Genomic DNA, 18,694 nt, shown 5'->3' with positions numbered 1-18,694 from the left:
ATGGAGGTAAAGTTTTGGATTTCAAGCAACTAGAAAATAAATTCGAAAAGAAAAAAGTGAATACATTTCTTGTTTATCAAAAAGGACAATTAACAACTGAGTATTATAAAACACCCGAATGTGCAAATAACTTATATAAAATAAATTCGATTACAAAAAGTATCGTATCTTTATTAATTGGTATTGCAGTTGATAAGGGCTATATAAATGATATACATACACCGATCACAGAGTGGATTGAAAATGTACCTAGGGGAAAACATAATTTAACACTATATCACTTATTAACAATGACTACTGGTGAGGACTGGAAAGAGTTTGGGAATGGAGTAGTATTCCCAAATGACTTTGTAGAATCAGAGAACTGGGTACAGTACATATTAGAAAAGCCAATAATTGAAGAACCTGCTACAAAAATGAATTATAATTCAGGTTCTTCTCATTTACTGAGCTATATTATTCAAGAAGCTACTGGAATGTCGACAGAGCGGTTTGCAAAGAAATATTTATTTAATCCATTAGAAATTAACGAATACGAGTGGCAACAAGATCCGCAGGGTATATATGTCGGCGGCTTCGGTATGAAAATGAAATCTACCGATTTATTAAAATTAGGAAAATTATGTTTGCAAAATGGATATTGGAATGAAAAAGAAATTGTATCAGCGAAATGGTTAGAAGAGTCAAGTAGGGCGCATTTTGAAACATATGAACATGTCGGCGCATATGGATATCACTGGTGGGTATTACATACCGAAAGATTTCACATACCGTATTGTATATATTTCGCTATGGGATACGGCGGACAATACATCGTTATCATTCCTCAGTTAGAAGTAGTAGCTATTATAAGTAGTCATATGCCAAAACGTGGGCTCGTTCCATTAAAACTATTTATTGAGCATGTACAGGGAATTTCTAATTATATATAAGAAAAGGAGGGAATGTATGAAGGATGAAAAAATTTTATCTTTATTTAGATTCTGTTTAAGTCTTCTAGTATGTAGCGCCATTATTACGCAATTCATAATCAGGGCACAAGTGAAACCGTTCAATCCAGTTAACTTTTTTAGTTTCTTTACTATCGAAAGTAACATTTTAGTTGCATGTATTCTCCTTTTAAGCAGTATCGGAACAGCTACATTTGGTCGCTCAGAACAGTTTAGTATACTTCGTGGTGCGGCAACGGTATACATACTTACGACAGGACTCGTTTATTTTTTGTTACTAAGAGGGTTAGAAGAGTCACTTCAAACGGCAATACCATGGGTAAATACTGTGCTACATTATATCATGCCGATTGCAATGCTTTTAGATTGGATTTTAAATCCACCTATTAAGAAAATCACTTGGAAACAATCTGCAAGTTGGCTCTTATTCCCGTGTTTTTACGTTGTATATAGCTTAATACGTGGCCCAATCGTGAATTGGTATCCATATCCGTTTTTAGATCCAAGAATAGGTGGGTATGGTAAAGTACTTTTATACAGTATAGGGATAGCAGTTGTAATCGGTGCTATTTGTATATTGGTAAGATTTTTAGGGAATCGAAACTTTAGAAAAGAATTTTAGAAATGCAAGAACCCCACTGTGTCTGTTTTTAACAGTGGGGGTTTCACTTTATCCAGCTATTTGTCGGGCTGCCCGTAAAAGTCCGATTGGTGAGGGCTGATGATTAGTGGGAGATGAACAAAACCCCCACTGATTAAGGTTTCACTTTATCTACTCGTCTTCTGAAACGACAACTTTATAAATTTCTCCGTCTTCGTTTCAAATTCTACATCAACAAAAACACCGTATTCTTTTCCATCTTCACGTAACCACAATTTAAATTTTTCAACAGTTATTTGAACTGTTTTTGGTTTTCTACCTATATGAAGATAGTCAATAATTTCTGCTTTTGGGTATTGTTCTTTCGTCTTTTCTACGGCAAGCTTACCCCATTTGGCATACGGCGGCTGCGCATGAACAATTGATGAGCCTGTATATATATTTGAACATGTTGTTAGGAACAGAATGACAAGTGCGACACGCTTTAACAATTTCTTCATGATGAACTCCTTTTATCTTTTTTGTATATTGTTTACATATTTTTTCAACGATATGAGTTTGGATTTTTTTGTCTTCTTTACATAAAAGCGAGGCTTTTACAAAACATAACCAAGAAATCATTTCCGTAATTAAGGAGGGAAAATTATGCGCCAAAAGGCTATTTTTAAAATAGCAGTTTTACTTGCGTTCATAGGACTGTCTTTAATGGTCAGTAGTATACAACTAAAGAATGTAGAAGCTTTTTCTAATCAAGTCATTCAAAGAGGGGCATCTGGCGAAGATGTCATTGAACTGCAATCTCGTTTGAAATATAACGGATTTTATACGGGAAAAGTGGATGGTGTTTTCGGATGGGGTACATATTGGGCACTTCGGAATTTTCAAGAGAAATTCGGATTACCCGTTGATGGTTTAGCTGGAGCTAAAACGAAGCAAATGCTCGTGAAAGCAACAAAGTATGACAAGTCAACTGCTAATAAAGGGACGACAACGAATAAAGGAAATAGTGGTGGCACTGCACAAGAGAATAAACCACCTCAAAATAAAGGGACAAATGTTCCGAACGGTTATTCTCAAAATGATATTCAGCTTATGGCAAACGCAGTATACGGAGAATCACGCGGTGAACCATATTTAGGACAAGTTGCAGTAGCTGCTGTCATTTTGAACCGTGTTACAAGTGCATCATTCCCAAATACTGTTTCAGGTGTAATCTTTGAGCCTAGAGCATTTACAGCGGTAGCCGATGGACAAATATATTTAACGCCAAATGAAACAGCAAAAAAAGCAGTTTTAGATGCGATTAACGGATGGGATCCAACAGGAAATGCTTTATATTATTTCAATCCAGATACTGCGACTAGTAAATGGATTTGGACTCGTCCACAAATTAAAAAAATCGGTAAACATATTTTCTGTAAATAGAGCGGAGGTGGGACAATGTTACGAGGTATTATTATTGTATTATTAACAGTCGGTGTAGTAGGAACAGGATATTGGGGCTATAAAGAGCACCAAGAGAAAAATGCGGTTTTAATTCGAGCGGAAAATAGCTATCAACGTGCATTCCATGATTTAGCATACGAAGTCGATTTATTACACGATAAAATTGGCACAACACTTGCGATGAATTCACGATCATCTTTATCACCTGCATTAGCAGATGTATGGCGTTTAACATCTGAAGCTCGCTCAGATGTAGGACAACTTCCTTTAACATTAATGCCATTTAATAAAACGGAAGAATTTTTAGCGAATATCGGTGATTTTAGTTACCGTGCAGCCATTCGTGATTTAGAAAAAGAACCGTTAAATGAGCAAGAATATAAAACGTTGCAAACTTTATATTCAAATGCAGGAAATATACAAGATGAACTAAGAAAAGTACAACATCTTGTTTTGAAAAATAATTTACGCTGGATGGATGTAGAAATGGCACTTGCATCAAATCGCGATCCAGCAGATAACACAATTATTGATGGATTGAAAACTGTAGAGAAAAACGTAACATCATATTCTTCTACAAACTTCGGACCGACCTTTACAAGTGCGCAAAAAAATAAAAAAGGCGGATTTGAAGCGGAAGGAAAGGCAATTTCTAAAGATGAAGCGGCGAAAATTGCCAAATCGTTTTTGAATTTAAAAGGAAATGAAAAAGTAGATGTTGAGAAAAGCGGAAAAGGTGCGAAAGAATCCTTCTATAGTGTGAAAATTAAAGATGAAGCAACGAACAATGAGTTCTATATGGATATTACCGGAAAAGGCGGATATCCAATTTGGGTTATGAATAACCGCGAAATTAAAGAACAGAAAGTTAGTTTAAACGATGCAGGTAGTAAAGGTTTGAAATTTTTAAAGGACCATAAGTTTAATAATATGGAGCTTTATGATAGCTCTCAATATGATAATGTTGGTGTATTTACGTATGTAGTAAATGAAAATGGAGTACGAATTTATCCAGAAGCAATCCAAATGAAAATTGCTTTAGATGATGGTTCTATTGTTGGGTTCTCCGCAAAAGAATATTTAGCATCACATCAAAAGCGAACAGTTCCATCGGCAAAGCTAACTGCAGCAGAAGCAAGAAAGAAAATCAATCCGGATGTAAAAGTCATGGAAGAACGTAAAGCTTTAGTAGTCAATGATTTGCATAATGAAGTACTTTGCTATGAATTTGTAGGCACTTTAGGAAAAGATACGTACCAAATATTCATTAATGCTAATAGCGGGGCCGAGGAAAAGGTAAAGAAAATGCAAGCTGTTGAAAAAATTTATGATTAAACCTTAATAGTGAAGTGGTGAAAATAATGAAAACTCTAATATATATATTGATGCTTTGCTTTGTTATAACTGGATGCAGTATTGGAAAAAAAGACAATCCAAACGAAAAAACGGAACAAAAAAATGTTTCAATGAAAAATGTTAATTATACGAATAAATCAAATAAGCCAAATGAAAAAGCAGCAGATCATTTAGCATCTTTAGCGGCAAGTGTGCCAGGTGTGAATGATGCAACCGCGGTCGTTGTTGGAAAATATGCTATTGTAGGTATTGATGTAAAAGCAAAACTTGATCGAACTCGAGTTGAATCAATTAAATACTCTGTTGCAGAAAGTTTAAAAAATGACCCTGACGGTGCTAATGCAGTCGTTGTAGCAGATGTTGATACGTATGAACGCCTCAAACAAATTGGAAAGCAAATTAAAAAAGGAAAAACAGGTGAAGGTATACTAGATGAATTAGCCGCTATTGTGGGCCGAGTAATGCCACAAGTTCCAAATGATATGATAGAAAATAGAGAAACGAATCCAATTAAAGATAATGATAAACAATTACCAAAAGATGAAGAACAAGAGTTAAGAAAAGAACAGAATGATCAATCAAATAATCATTTGAATAAATGAAATTAGCCTCGTACTTAATTGTACGAGGTTTTTAAATATAATATTAAATATTCAGTTTATTTTTAAGGGAAAATATGGTTTAATTATGATGGGAGGGACAACTGTTATGATGAAAAAAAGCGCATGTATATTGTTTAGTTTATGCTTAGGTTTCAGTATGACAGCGTGTGAACAGAGAAAAGAAGTGAAAAATCAAACAGCAACTTCTTCTACTGTGATGGAAAAGCAACAGAAAGAGTCTATCAATATAAATCATTTCTCGAGTATAAATGAAGGGATGACTTATACAGAAGTGAAAGATTTAATTGGTTTTGAAGGAGATTTACTTATAGAAGAAGGGGTAGAACATTCTACACAAATTAAACAAATTTTTGCTTGGAAAGGAAACAATCCAAATTCATTTGTTGAAATTACCTTTTTAGATGGAAGAGTGCATTCAAAAGCACAGCAAGGTATAGGTTAATAAGCTAAAAAATGGGAGAGTTTAGCATGAACATACACACAGGGGAAATTCAATTAGTTCCGTATAAGGAGAAATATAAAGAAGTTATACAAACATTTACTTTACCAAGTGAACAAGTTCAGTTTACATCAGATCCAAGCGCATTACTGGAGAAAGCAAAAAGTGATCGTACAAAAAATGTGATTGTTATTTTAGATTACAATGGGGTACCGGTGGGTCTTTTCTCATTGCAAACAGGCGATAGAGTACAGGAATTTACAGACAATAAAAACGCTTTACTTTTAACCTCATTTTCTATAAATCACAATAGACAAAGAAAAGGATACGCCAAAAAGTCATTGTTATTATTAGACGAGTTTGTAAAACGTTATTTTCCAATAAAAAATGAAGTTGTACTTGCTGTGAATGAAAGAAATATTCCTGCACAAGATTTATATGCAAAAGTCGGCTTCCAAGATAAAGGTTTTAGAAGAATGGGACCAATAGGCCAACAAATAATAATGCATTTGTCTATAATGAAATAATGAGATAGAAAACTTACTCTTGAATATTCATGTAGTAGGTTTTTTTATTTTAACAATATATAATATATGTATATAAAATGAAATAGAAATGAAGGATATAAAAAATGAATCAAGATAGAAAATGGAATATCGTTGGGGGAAGAGTGATTAAAACTGGGATTGCAGTTTTTCTTACAGTGTTAGTTTGTGAATTTTTTAATATCTCAACTTGGAGTTATAAAAATGATTTAAAAGATTATAAACCAAATCATTATCATCACCATTTTTCAAGTGAGTATATTATTTTATTTGAGGTATTATCTATTCATGATATGTTAGAAGAATTAAAACAAATATCCGAGAAATATGAGTGGGAAAATCGATTCAATTGATAAGTTCATTTTATTGTGGGGGGAATAGTATGACACTTTATATTGCATTACTAAGAGGAATCAATGTCGGTGGACATAAAGTAATCAAAATGGCTGAGTTAAAACGAGTGTTTGAATCAATAGGGTTAAAACAAGTGAAAACGTATATACAAAGTGGTAATATAGTGTTCGAATCTGAGGAAGATATAAACTTTCTAAAAGACCGAATACAAATGGAAATAAAAAATGAATTTGATTTCAATGTTCCAGTCATGCTAAGAACACATGATGAATTTATAAATATTATTAAGCAATGTCCGTATGAAGTTCATTCATTGTTAGAAGGAGAAAGTGTTCATATTGCTTTTTTAGCTAATGTACTTTCTGAAGAAGAGAGTAGTCAATTGCTTATATTTAAAAGTGAACTTGAAGATTGCTATATAGATGAGAAGGTCGTTTATTTGTTTTTCAAAAATAGCATTCGAAATTCTAAATTAATGAACCAGTTTCAGAAGTTACATACACCAGCTACAGTTAGGAATTGGCGGACTGTGAACAAATTAAAAGCAATTGTAGAGGGTATGTAAATATAAAAAGATGAGGTTTTCTACATGTAGAAAACCTCATCTTTTTATTTATATTGTTTTGCAACTACGAGTTCGACAATAGGATAAATAAAGAATGAAGAGCAAATTGCGATGAACAGAGGGAGGTTTTTTACTCCATCTAAATTAGCCCCCATAGAAAATCCTTCAGAGAAGATTAATATAAGGAACATTACAACTACAAGCACAAAATATGCAATTTTAAAGCTTTTATATGTAATTTGTTGTCCCATTTCATCTTGACTTTCTTCTGATACACCGTGGGGATCTCCCCAAGTAATGTAATTAATTAAATTACTAAGTATTAACGAAATAGCAAAAATCGTACCGCCCAAAATAGAACCTTCAGTTATGTATTTATATGTGCCATGTACTAGTATTGCAATTAATGCTAAAACAATGATTATAAAAATAGTTTTTTTAGTATTCAATAAATAATTGCCCCCTCGATTGTAAAAAACTCTTTACAAATATAAGTATAAAATTGGAAAAGTATCATGTCAAATACTTTTTACATGAAATATGTAAGTATGTAATATTTTAGTTCTATGATAAATAAAAAATTACAATACATTTGAATGTAAAAGAATGGGCTCGCATATATTTGGAAGGGATGTCAGATTAATTTAGGGGGTAGTTATGTCTATACTTTTAAAAGCTGGTGCAGATGCAGGAAACAACGGTTTGAAGTTAATGGTGAAAGGGCAAGACCCTATTTTTATTCCGAGTATTTATTCTTTATATATAGGTGAGCCTACAGGACTCTTAGATGAGGTAGATGTTTCATTATCTGAATTAGAAAACCACATTGATGTGACTATAAGTTCGCCATCGTTAATGCTAAATAATGTACGATACATCGTTGGAGAAAAAGTCATTCAAGATCAATTAAAAGGTACTGAGGTAGAGAAGAAATCAAATAAGTCAACGGATGAGTTAATGGTTATTACAATACTATCAGGTTTGGCGGTAAGCGCTATGCGTCAAAGTCCAACTTCTAGCCATATTAATATTCGTTATGATTTATCTGTCGCTCTTCCTATGCAACTTATTACACAAGAAATAGCTGCTGAAAATGCAAAACGTTATATGGGAAATCATAAGGTTATTTTCCATTATCCGAACGGACGCGATGTGACAATTAATGTTTCAATTGAGTATTGTAAATGCCTGCCTGAGGGTGCTTCTGGGACGTGGGGCATTGTATACGATGAAGAAGGAAATGTTGTGAAACATAAAATAGAATGTGAGCAAAATCAAGTTTCTGAAATTGATTTTGTAGATAAAACTCTACTCTCTTTTGATATTGGCGCAGGGACGACAGAAGAAGTCGTTTCATTAGGGGTGAATTTCCGTCCGCAACTAAGTAAAGGTTTATCTTATGGTGTAAAAGAGACGTTACTACAAATCATTACGAGATGGAACCGGAAGTATCCAACTAAAACGATTGATAGTATTACAGAATTCAATCAAATTTATTTAAATGATAAGCATCCGAGAAATACATTATTAGTTGAGGAATCACAGCCAGCACTATTAGGTTTAGCAGCACGTGTTGCAACAGATATTATAAATAAAATTGATGATATGAAAGACGATCCATACGTGTTTATTTATGGCGGGGGTGCAGTAATTATTAAAAACAGTTTAAAAATGATTTTAAAGCAAAAAGGACGACTCAAAAATGTAATCTTTGTAGATAATCCGTTATTTACAAATGCACGAGGATTATTAGTCTATACTTGTTCGCCAAAATATAGAGAGCATAAGCAAAAAGAGTTAGGATTTACAAACTTAACGATAAGTTAGTTGGTGGAAGTATGCGATCTAGGCGATATAAACGTGGTGATCGAGTAAAAATCAATATTCATAAATCGGTATCACCTGAAATGCTTGCGTGGCTGAATAAACAATCAAATCCAACTAATTTCTTCTTCTTTGCTGCGCAGCAACTATTTAAACAAGTAGGAGATATTGACGTTTCTAAAGCTTTACCAAGCAGCCATGTTTTCTCATTATATGTGGAGCCTTCATCCTTATTAAAAGTCGAGGTAAACCCTTTTAAAAACATGACACTAGACACAAATACATCCACCGAAAATGCAAAAAAAAAATTATGGGAATCTGTTGATCAATTAGATTGTCCATTTTTTTAAACATAGAAAAATATAAGAAGTCCCCATCACTATACATACGAATACAGTGATGGGGTTTTGTTTGTAAATAGAAGGGGGCACAATACAATTTGTGCCCCTTCCATTAGTTATTTATCTAAATTTTAGATGTATGTTTAGAAACAGCATTAATTATGCTTTCCCAGTCATCTGGATGGTTTTCATGGCCTGCCCCTTTAAGAGTTAATAGCACTGAGTTTGGAATTTCATCAATTAGTGCGAGGCCATGTTCAAATGGGAGTGCTGTATCGTCTGTTCCGTGAATAACCAATGTAGGTGCTTGTATGGAGTGAAGTACACCCTCATATGCATCATCACCTTGAAGTAAAGCGTGATTAAACATACTTAATAAATTGTTTGCGCGTTCTATTTCTTGTTTTACTTGTTTATAAACTCTATTTTCATCAAATATTCGTTCTGATCCACATAATAGACGAGATCCTGAAACTAAATACTCTGCCACATCATTTTTATTTGTCCAATCTATACTTGTGCCATTTACATGATGTGTTAAAATCCTTTCATCCATTGGAGGTAAATCGCGAGTATTGTCATCAGATCCTATTACACTAGTCGCTAGTAAAGTTAGCGTCAAAATTCTTTCGGGATGTTTTACAGCGGCAATTTGAGCAATCATACCACCTAATGACATACCAAATAGGTGAGCTTTATCAATATGATAAGCATCTAGTACTCCAATTGCATCTTCAGCCATATCTGTTACTGTATAATTGGAAGTTCTAGGTTCATAGGCAACAGAGCGTCCAACATCACGGTTATCAAAGCGAATAACAAACTTCCCCGTACTAGCCAACAGCTCACAAAACTCTTCATCCCAATAAACCATGGAACATGTAGCACCCATAATTAATAAAATAGCAGGGTTCTTAGGGTTTCCAAAGCTTTCTGTACATATATCAATTTCGTTTATTTTAAATATCTTTTCACTCATATAGTTAGCCCCATTTCTTTTGAATTTAATTAATAAAACAGTTTTGGATGATTCTAAGATGTGTGTAAGATTCGTATTGGAATTCATCCCGCTATTTGCTGGTCAGTAAGAGTCCCGTCTCAAAATTCAGGGAAAGTAAAGAGGTTGGGAGGGGACCAACTGCCCGAAAAAGCCCAATTGGCGAGGGTTGATTAAAGTTTCACTTTATAATGCTTCTTGCATAATTACCCCCAAAAATAATTATATGTTAATTCAAGGAAAAAAATTTTGAGAAATAATTGTATGTTATTAAAATAAACAGCAAGGAGGAGAGGAAATGAAAGCAATTGTTATTGATCAATATGGTAGTGTTGAAGAATTAAAAGAAAGGCAAGTTTTAAAACCGGTTGTTCAGAATAACGAAAAAGCTCAACAATAAATAATATCCTATACTATACATTTTCATTTGCGGGTATTATTTATTGTTAGCTATTGTGATATTACTTCTAACAAATACTGTTTCGTATTGTATCGTGTAATTTTTCTAATCCAATTTCCATATCTTTCTCGTTTAACATTGAATAGCTAATTCTTAATTGGTTATCATTTGTTTCGTAATTTAATAGACAAGCCGTTCCTGGTAAAAAAGAGACATCTACTTCATTTGCTTTTTGTAATAAGGTAAAGGGATCTATCGAATCAGGCAGTGTCACCCATAAATTAAAACCTCCATTTGGTATTTCAAAGTTTAGTTCTTTTAATGGCGACAATATATCAATTGTTAAATCACGTCTCATTTGTAAAGCTGTACGTAATTTTTCTAAATGGTTTTTCATACGTTCTGCACGTAAAAATGGTAGAAGTGCCTTCTGTGTTAATAAAGGACTACCGATATCCATCGAACCTTTTACTGCATATAGCCATTCAAAAATAGGGCCATCGGCAATAAGTGCTGCGATACGCAGTCCTGGTGCTAACGTTTTACTAAATCCTTTTATATATATTACGTGGCCATCTTTATCAAAACTTTTGATTGGGGGCGGGATTATAGCATCCTCAAAATATATTTCTCCGAAAGAATCATCTTCAATAATAAAAAATTGATATAGCTCCGCTAGTTCTATAAGTTCCATTCTTCGTTCTTTACTCATTACTGTACCTGTCGGATTCTGGAAGGTTGGATTTGTATACAATAAAACGGGATTTTTACTTTGACAAATATCATCAATTAAGTCGGAGCGAACTCCATGATTATCAAGAGAAACGGGAATGATTTGAACACCTTTATTGATGAAAACATCAAGCGCAGCACTGTAACATGGACTTTCTACTAATACAATATCTCCAGGTTTTAATAATGTTTGAGCAATTAAATCAATTCCTTGTTGTGCTCCGCTTGTAATTAATAATTGAGATGGGTCTGTCACTAATTTCTGGTGTTCATTTAAGTAATTTGCTATTTCAACTCGCAATTCATAATCGCCTTGAACTGGCCCATAAGTTGCTAACAACATCGGATTTTTATCCAGCAATTTATGCATTTCATCTGCCAAAAATGGATTTGGTAACAGACGAGGATACAGAATTGCTTGTGAAAAATTATAATATTTACGGTGCTTATTCATTGCATATTGAGAACGCATAACATTAATCGTTTTCGTTTGTTGCCATTTATACGGAATTGGTTTGAAATCTTTCTTTACCCGTTTATATATGTAAGCACCTTTTCCTTGTTCGATGCGTATATACCCTTTCGTTTCTAACTGTTTATACGCTTTACGAACTGTTAATACATTGATTTGTAAATCTGTGGCCATACAACGTAAAGAAGGAAGAGATTCACCATGTGAAAGCATACCACTTTGTATTCTGTCAACAATTTGCATATATATTTGCTTGTAATACGGTATGTTTGTTTCTTTACGCAATACAATTTTCATAGGTTCACCTATTTTTCTTTTTAACTTAATTAAAGCGAAAAATATATAGGGAATCAACTACAACTTGAAGTAACTGTTATATGTACCGATACACTGTTATACACCATAGCCTCTATACTCATTCTAAGAGTAAAAAGGAGGAAGCAAAATGGTCATTTTTAATTACATTTTAGTATGTATTATTTTCGGGACAACATTTTTAACGATAAAAATTGGAATTGAAGCAGGGGCGCCACCGTTGTTTTCAGCAGGAATTCGCTTCTTTTTAGCGGGCATAATCCTTATGATTATTTTTAAATTAAAGCGAAAAGAAATTATGCCACATATATTTTCAAAACGCATTATGTATGCTGGATTTTGTTTAACATTTATGACATTCGCAAGTTTATATTGGTCAGAACAATATATTTCTTCGGGATTAGCTGCTGTTCTTTCTGCTACGGGACCAATGATGATTTTATTAATACAAGCAAAGAGGAATAGGGAGAAATTACAAAAGGAACAACTCGTTGCTTTAGTTATTGCACTAGCAGGTGTTATATTTGTTTCTTTACCAGGAATGCATCAACAAGTAAGTTTCATATGGAGTATTGCTTGTATTGTGTTAGTTATAGGGGAGTTATTTTACGGAATAGGCTCTATTCGTTCGAAAGAAATACTGTCAGATTTATCAAATGTATCACCATTTCTTATTAACGGTATTCAAATGTTTTATGGAGGGATTTTACTACTAATCGCATCTATTATTGTAGAACAACCAAATGTAACCGTATTAACTTCATGGAGTGTGCAATGGCCTATTTTATATCTCATATTTATCGGATCGATTGGTGGACACGGATTATATTACTGGCTCTTATCAAAAACAAATCCAGTATTTCCATCGACGTGGTTATATGTATCACCATTAATTGCAATAATTGTGGGATATATCATTTTAGGAGAACCTTTAAATCCTACAATGGGAATGGGGGCTTGTCTTATATTGATTGGTGTATTTTTGGCCAATCGTTCAACACTACGGACTTATTTCAAAAAAGGGCGGTTATTAGAGAAGGAGATGTAGTTCCATAAAGCAACAGCCCTGTATATTACAGGACTGATAAAATAAAAAACACAGTTGGAAAAATAACCAACTGTGTTTTTTATAATTAATTCACTTTTTTAATAAAGCCTTTATAATGACGTTTTACAAGCTGGCTTTCTAACGTCTTCATAGTTTCTAGTGCTACACCGACAATGATAAGTAAGCTTGTACCACCAATTTGAGCAGAAGGTGGTAACGTAGCAATTTTCGTGAATACGAGCGGTAATATAGAAATAGCACCTAAGAAAATTGCACCGATAAATGTTAAACGGTATAGAATTTTAGTTACATATTGTTCAGTTGCTTTACCAGGACGAATACCAGGAACATATCCATTTTGCTTTTTCAAATTCTCAGCCATTTGTTCAGGATTTACTTGAATAAATGCGTAGAAGTATGTGAAAGCAACGATAAGACCGACATAAAGTGTCATTCCAATTGGATGTGCGAAATCAAGATTTGCAACTAACCATTTTGATACGCTTGAATCAGGGAAGAGCTGCGCAATTGTACGTGGCGTCATTAAAAATGCAGAAGCAAAGATAACTGGTATAACACCAGCACTATTTACTTTAAGAGGTAAATGAGTGTTTTTTGCTCCTTGATATGGATTGTTTCCTGAAACAGCTTTTGCATATTGGATCGGTATTTTACGTACAGCTTGTTGAATGTAAATAACGCCAACAACTATCGCTAAAATTACGAGTCCAATTAAAACAATTTTTATTATGTGCATGAATAGCTGATCTCCAGCATTTTGGAATTGTTGTAAATAAATTTGATTTGCAACATTTGGAATCGCAGCAACGAGACCTGCGAAGATAATCATCGAAATACCATTACCAACTCCGTTAGCGGTAATTTGTTCGCCTAACCAAAGTAAAAATGCAGTACCTGCAGTTAAAACTGTCGCAATAAATAAGTATGTAGTCCAGCTTTGATCTGTTATTAATTGTCCACCTGCTATATTATTAAAGCCATAAGACATTCCGATGGCCTGTATGAATGCGAGAATGATTGTAAAGTATCGAGTGAATTGAGCTGATTTCTTACGGCCCATTTCTCCTTGCTTTGCCCATTCCGAAAACTTAGGTATAACATCCATTTGTAGTAATTGTACTATGATGGAAGCTGTAATATATGGTGTAATACCTACAGCAAAGATTGAGAAGTGTTGCAATGCTCCTCCGCCAAATACGTTTAACATACCTAGAACGTTAGCTTGATCTTGTACTTTTAATACCTCTGCGTTAGTATGAGGAACTGGAATAAACGTGCCAATTCGAAAAACGATTAACATCGCTAGTGTAAAAAGGATTTTCCTTCTTATCTCAGCTACTCTCATGAAATTTGAAATCGTACGAAACATTATGTCGCCTCCTATATTTTTATCAGTAAAAAACTGATTATTATACCCTATGAAGTAACCACAAACCTCCTTCCACACTAAATTCATTTGACAAATGGATTTTCATACACTTTGTAGTTTTCACGGATATAAAAATATAAGGTGTTATATAAGCGACCTATACACTTTACGTAATCATTCAATACCCATAATATATCGAATAAATTAACAAATGTACATACATACGCATTAAAAATGAATAAATAGGGTCGTTTTTTTACATTTATTTAATGATAAATTGATAGGACATTATACTGGTAAATGCGCTTCGTATATTCCTTTAATCAATTAAAATCCTCCACCTTTTTATTTTCTTACAATCAATATATCGATTTAAAAAGACTTTAAAATCAAATAAAAGTATGAAAGTACATACTACTTTAGTAGTAGTAATAGTAATCAATTGTATTTCAATTAAAATTCATGTGATTAGAGGATTCTTTTTATTTAAGAAGGAATAAATATTTAAAGAAAGCTAAATAAACAGTGTACATATTTATAGGGGAGAAGATGTAAATGAAAGTTTTTATAAAAAAATTACCACCATTAGAAGTAGCATATATAAGACGAACTGGTAGCTACTTTGAACCACAAGATCACTGGGGAAAGTTACTAAATTGGTCAATTGAAAATAAACTTTATCCACCAGAGCAATCATTTATCGGAATATCATTAGATAATCCTGAACTTGTTGCAAGTCATAAGTGCCGGCATGATGCATGTGTTACGATTCCTGAAAACTTCGATAAAGAAAAGTATCATGATGTGCAATTTAAAAGATTAGATGGAGGTATATATGGTCTATGCCAGTTCTATGATGAACCTCATAAATTAAGTGCAGCGTATCAATACATGTATGCAGAGTGGCTACCAAATAGTGAGTATGATGCAGATTATGATAGAGATAATTTAGAGTTTTGCTTAAATAATGTTGCTGAAGATCTAGAAGGAAAGTTAAAGGTTGATTTATTTGTGCCAATTAAAAAGATATAAAAAACAAATAACTTCATTTGTGGTTTTAAAATGAAATTGGAATAGTAGTGAAAGAAAATCTTTTTTCAAAGATAATATTTCTAGCGTAGGAATTTAAGTATGTAGGTTGCAATGAAAGGAGAATCCACATGGATACATTTGTAAATGACAAGTTTTATGAAACGAGAAAACAATTAGTTGAGGAAATTTCTTTGTTGAGTGATGCTCAATTTAATAGGAAACCAGATAAGGATAAATGGAGTATTGCACAAGTTTGTCATCATTTAGTTTTATTAGATGAGAGAGTTATAACAGTTATTTCATCAGGATTAAAAAAGTTAGATAGTACCCAAAATGAGCGTAAAGAAATTCACACTATTTTATTAGATAGAACGAAAAAGTTTATAGCCCCAGAAATGATTGAACCAAGTATAGAACCATTTGAAGTGCAGCAAATGCTCAATATGCTAAACGAATCAAGAAAAGAATTGATGCGTTTCCTGAGTACAATAGAAGATGAGTCTGTATTAGCGAAAAAAGCAGTGATGCATCCAGCTCTTGGAGAATTATCCCTTGATCAGTGGATAGAACTGATCTATTTGCATGAACAGCGTCATATAGAACAAATCAAAGAGATAAAATTGCTTTGTGAAATTGAAGAGTAAAAATCATTCCCTATTTATTGATGCGTATTATAAACAGGGGAAACGGTTGATTCATATTGATTCAGAAGAAAAAAATAGAATGAAATTAGTTGAAAGTGACAAATAAGCTTAAGAAAATATGAAACTATCCGATTTTCTGTATAAGTGTAACCCCGTCTTAAATGAAGAGCGGGGTTATTTTTTTGGAAGTATTTTCATTGAGAAGGAAATACTTCGACAATGAAATTCAAAAAATTAATCATCATAACATATTTTATATGCGAATTTTAGTAAATTGAAATAATGATTTTATGATGATGAATGATATGTCCGTATTTTGAAAGTACTCTTCACACGCTTAAGGAAGGGGTATTCTGTCAGGAAACGATAAAATACAATTCTGTTAGGGGATGTATGCAATTTATTCTCTTTATTTTGCAACAGAACCACCTTCAAAATTATCTTTTGTAGTTGAAGTTTCCTGAATAATAAGTTACATTTTTAAAGTTCAAGCAACTTTATGAAAGTACAAAAAGGGGAGAAATATTATTATTATGCAAAAAATGAAATGGAAGAACTATGTATGTTACTTTGTAATTCTATTACTGCTTGGAACAGCAGTAATAGTCAAACCACCTATCTCTAAGGCTGAGGAATCTGAAGTTAATATCACATTGTTAGGTACTGCAGATATTCATGGTAGATTTATGCCTTGGGATTATGCGCTTGATGGAGCAAATATGAGTGGAAGTTTGACGCAGCTTTATACGGTTATAAAGAAGGTCCGTCAAGAAAATCCAAATACCATATTAGTAGATGCTGGGGATACAATTCAAGGAAACTCAGTAGAATTATTCAACGATAAACCACAATCGCCAATGATGGTAGCGATGAATACAATGGGATATGACGCCTGGGCATTTGGAAATCATGAATTCAATTTTGGATTAGATACATTGAAAAAAGTTAGTGAGCAATATAAGGGAAAAACGTTAGCAGGAAATATTTATAAGGAAAATGGAGAGCGCTTTCTTCCTGCATATACAATTGTAGAAAAAGGTGGAATTAAAGTTGGGATTATTGGTATGAATACACCAATGATTAGTGATTTTGAAAAAGGGACAGATCACTTAGATGGTTTAGTGGTGAAAAATCCGGTAGAAGAGACGAAAAAGGCAATTAAGGAATTAGAAGGTAAAGTAGATGTAATGGTAGGAGTTATGCATATGGGATTAGAAAATGAGAATGGTATCCCTGGTACTGGTGTTCAAGATATTGCAAATGCTTGTCCGGAACTAAGCGCTATTTTTGCGGCTCATATGCATAAACTTGTAAAAAAAGAAGTTGTAAATGGCGTAATTATTACAGAACCAGATAAATATGGAACACATATTTCACGTATTGACCTTACTTTTACAAAGCAAGATGGGAAATTGGTTTTAAAAGATAAAACTGCTACCGCTATACCTGTAAAAAATGCTGATGGAACAACGATATTATCTGATCCTACACTTGAAGAAACATTAACACCTTTTCACGAATATGCGAGAGGAGATGCAAATGTTGTAGTCGCTCAATTAAAGGGGAGAAATCTTGTTCCTGAAAATGAAATAAAAGGTATTCCAAGTGTTCAGATTCAAGAAACACCTTTATCAGATTTCTTTCATGAAGTCATGCTCTACTACAGTAAAGCGGATGTAGTAGCCCATCAAATTGATAATGATTATGCCCGTTTGGATATAGGTCCTATTAAGAAAAAAGATATTGCGTACAATTACCAATATGCCTTGGGAGAAATTACAGTATATAAGATTTCTGGAAAAGATTTAAAAGACTATATGGAATGGGCAGCAGGATATTTTAACTCATCTCGTGCCGGAGATGTAACCGTTAGCTTTGATAAAACCCGCCGTGCATCTAAATACAGTACGAACGATTTCTTTGGAGGCGTAAAATACGAAATTGACTTAACAAAACCATATGGAAGTAGAATTACAAATTTACGCTCTATTCGTACAAACAAACCAATCAAAACGAGCGATGTTATGACGCTGGGAATGAATGCATATAGAATGGAGGCTCTTCAGGCAAAAGGGGGAGCTTTAGAGGGGCGTAAGTTTGAACAAATTTGGTCATCTAAACAAGAGAATGCATTTGGAGAAACTGGTGGAACCATTCGTAACCTTGCTATTACATATTTAAAAGAGGTAAAGAACGGTGTATACACACCAAAAGTTATGCGTAATTGGAAAATTACTGGTGTAGATTTACATTCTTCAGAGCATAAGGCTGTAGTTGATCTTGTGAATAAAGGGATTTTAGAAATTCCAAAAACAGAAGACGGAAAATACACAAATATAGCATCTATAAATACGAAAGACTCAATTTCAAAAGAAGAGATTGTAGCACTCGCACAAAAAGCAAATATTAATCCAAATGAGTTTAATCATGCAAAGACAAAAGGTGAATTTTATAAAAAACTTAATAGGATTACTAAAAAAATATAAATTATAAGGTTTCTTATAGTAATTGTTATTTTAATAGTATGAAACCCACTCTTACAATAGTAAAGAGTGGGTTTTTATGTTGTTATTTAGATGCAAGTATACTTTTATTAGAATGAATATAGATAATTAATAAC

19 protein-coding genes and 1 pseudogene are annotated in these 18,694 nt (G+C 33.3%); 15 read left to right on the top strand and 5 right to left on the bottom strand.

From position 1 onward, the window contains the following. The first annotated feature begins 14 nt into the window (after positions 1-14). Positions 15-932 carry a serine hydrolase domain-containing protein gene (locus EBQ15_RS06350; RefSeq protein WP_000346264.1) on the top strand — a complete coding sequence of 306 codons (918 nt, stop codon included), beginning with the start codon at positions 15-17 and terminating at the stop codon, positions 930-932. A gap of 16 nt (positions 933-948) precedes the next feature. After that, positions 949-1,572, top strand: a complete 624-nt coding sequence (locus EBQ15_RS06345) for a Pr6Pr family membrane protein (protein ID WP_000650949.1) — start codon at positions 949-951, stop codon at positions 1,570-1,572. 146 nt (positions 1,573-1,718) lie between these two features. Here EBQ15_RS06345 and EBQ15_RS06340 read toward each other — a convergent pair whose 3' ends face one another. Beyond that, a complete protein-coding gene (locus EBQ15_RS06340) occupies positions 1,719-2,051 on the bottom strand; it encodes a DUF3889 domain-containing protein (RefSeq protein ID WP_000734901.1) in 333 nt (110 codons plus the stop codon). A gap of 145 nt (positions 2,052-2,196) precedes the next feature. Between EBQ15_RS06340 and sleB the strand changes: the two genes are divergently transcribed. The 7 genes and pseudogenes from sleB to EBQ15_RS06300 all read left to right on the top strand — a co-directional run bounded on the left by sleB (position 2,197) and on the right by EBQ15_RS06300 (position 6,879). After that, complete coding sequence (gene sleB / locus EBQ15_RS06330; RefSeq protein WP_001249053.1) at positions 2,197-2,976, top strand: spore cortex-lytic enzyme; 780 nt, start codon at positions 2,197-2,199, stop codon at positions 2,974-2,976. A gap of 15 nt (positions 2,977-2,991) precedes the next feature. Next, on the top strand, positions 2,992-4,332 hold the full coding sequence (ypeB, locus tag EBQ15_RS06325; RefSeq protein WP_000943727.1) for a germination protein YpeB: 1,341 nt from the start codon (positions 2,992-2,994) through the stop codon (positions 4,330-4,332). 26 nt (positions 4,333-4,358) lie between these two features. Then, entirely contained in the window at positions 4,359-4,955 is a 597-nt protein-coding gene (locus tag EBQ15_RS06320; protein WP_000854059.1) for a YhcN/YlaJ family sporulation lipoprotein, read from the top strand. 106 nt (positions 4,956-5,061) lie between these two features. Continuing rightward, a complete protein-coding gene (locus EBQ15_RS06315) occupies positions 5,062-5,418 on the top strand; it encodes a hypothetical protein (RefSeq protein ID WP_000976442.1) in 357 nt (118 codons plus the stop codon). An 11-nt stretch (positions 5,419-5,429) separates the two neighbouring features. Next, positions 5,430-5,942, top strand: a complete 513-nt coding sequence (locus EBQ15_RS06310) for a GNAT family N-acetyltransferase (RefSeq protein ID WP_001999922.1) — start codon at positions 5,430-5,432, stop codon at positions 5,940-5,942. A gap of 104 nt (positions 5,943-6,046) precedes the next feature. After that, positions 6,047-6,118, top strand: a pseudogene (locus EBQ15_RS31975) (hypothetical protein); the annotation flags it as partial. A gap of 224 nt (positions 6,119-6,342) precedes the next feature. After that, a complete protein-coding gene (locus tag EBQ15_RS06300) occupies positions 6,343-6,879 on the top strand; it encodes a DUF1697 domain-containing protein (protein ID WP_000177392.1) in 537 nt (178 codons plus the stop codon). 44 nt (positions 6,880-6,923) lie between these two features. On the opposite strand, the gene EBQ15_RS06295 is transcribed toward EBQ15_RS06300, so the two are convergent. Further along, positions 6,924-7,328, bottom strand: coding sequence for a hypothetical protein (locus tag EBQ15_RS06295; protein ID WP_001093144.1), 405 nt, complete (start codon positions 7,326-7,328; stop codon positions 6,924-6,926). 208 nt (positions 7,329-7,536) lie between these two features. Between EBQ15_RS06295 and EBQ15_RS06290 the strand changes: the two genes are divergently transcribed. Together EBQ15_RS06290 and EBQ15_RS06285 are read left to right on the top strand one after the other, a co-directional pair. Beyond that, positions 7,537-8,706 carry a ParM/StbA family protein gene (locus EBQ15_RS06290; RefSeq protein WP_000025622.1) on the top strand — a complete coding sequence of 390 codons (1,170 nt, stop codon included), beginning with the start codon at positions 7,537-7,539 and terminating at the stop codon, positions 8,704-8,706. Between the two features lie 11 nt (positions 8,707-8,717). Then, on the top strand, positions 8,718-9,053 hold the full coding sequence (locus tag EBQ15_RS06285) for a hypothetical protein (protein ID WP_001257760.1): 336 nt from the start codon (positions 8,718-8,720) through the stop codon (positions 9,051-9,053). Between the two features lie 115 nt (positions 9,054-9,168). Here the strand turns inward: EBQ15_RS06285 and mleBCA are convergent, their stop codons facing one another. Continuing rightward, on the bottom strand, positions 9,169-10,023 hold the full coding sequence (gene mleBCA, locus EBQ15_RS06280; protein WP_001290766.1) for a BCA family alpha/beta fold macrolide esterase: 855 nt from the start codon (positions 10,021-10,023) through the stop codon (positions 9,169-9,171). Between the two features lie 485 nt (positions 10,024-10,508). Then, positions 10,509-11,942 (bottom strand): MocR-like pyridoxine biosynthesis transcription factor PdxR, encoded by a 1,434-nt coding sequence (pdxR, locus tag EBQ15_RS06275; protein ID WP_000706799.1) that lies wholly within the window; start codon positions 11,940-11,942, stop codon positions 10,509-10,511. A 148-nt stretch (positions 11,943-12,090) separates the two neighbouring features. Between pdxR and EBQ15_RS06270 the strand changes: the two genes are divergently transcribed. Further along, a complete protein-coding gene (locus tag EBQ15_RS06270) occupies positions 12,091-13,008 on the top strand; it encodes a DMT family transporter (RefSeq protein WP_000234333.1) in 918 nt (305 codons plus the stop codon). Between the two features lie 85 nt (positions 13,009-13,093). Here EBQ15_RS06270 and secY read toward each other — a convergent pair whose 3' ends face one another. Then, complete coding sequence (secY, locus tag EBQ15_RS06265) at positions 13,094-14,398, bottom strand: preprotein translocase subunit SecY (RefSeq protein WP_000490131.1); 1,305 nt, start codon at positions 14,396-14,398, stop codon at positions 13,094-13,096. Between the two features lie 555 nt (positions 14,399-14,953). On the opposite strand from secY, the gene EBQ15_RS06255 reads away from it, so the two are divergent. The 3 genes from EBQ15_RS06255 to EBQ15_RS06245 all read left to right on the top strand — a co-directional run bounded on the left by EBQ15_RS06255 (position 14,954) and on the right by EBQ15_RS06245 (position 18,560). Beyond that, on the top strand, positions 14,954-15,430 hold the full coding sequence (locus EBQ15_RS06255) for an AraC family transcriptional regulator (protein ID WP_000862356.1): 477 nt from the start codon (positions 14,954-14,956) through the stop codon (positions 15,428-15,430). A gap of 128 nt (positions 15,431-15,558) precedes the next feature. Further along, a complete protein-coding gene (locus EBQ15_RS06250; protein ID WP_000379372.1) occupies positions 15,559-16,074 on the top strand; it encodes a DinB family protein in 516 nt (171 codons plus the stop codon). A gap of 533 nt (positions 16,075-16,607) precedes the next feature. Beyond that, positions 16,608-18,560, top strand: a complete 1,953-nt coding sequence (locus EBQ15_RS06245) for a bifunctional metallophosphatase/5'-nucleotidase (protein ID WP_001171078.1) — start codon at positions 16,608-16,610, stop codon at positions 18,558-18,560. The last annotated feature ends 134 nt before the right edge of the window (positions 18,561-18,694 follow it).

This window comes from Bacillus sp. 2D03 (genome assembly GCF_003946765.1).
In the GTDB taxonomy this organism is placed as follows: Bacteria; Bacillota; Bacilli; order Bacillales; family Bacillaceae_G; genus Bacillus_A; species Bacillus_A cereus.
Note: the sequence above shows the minus strand (reverse complement) of the source record. Positions and strands in the feature narration are given on the sequence as shown.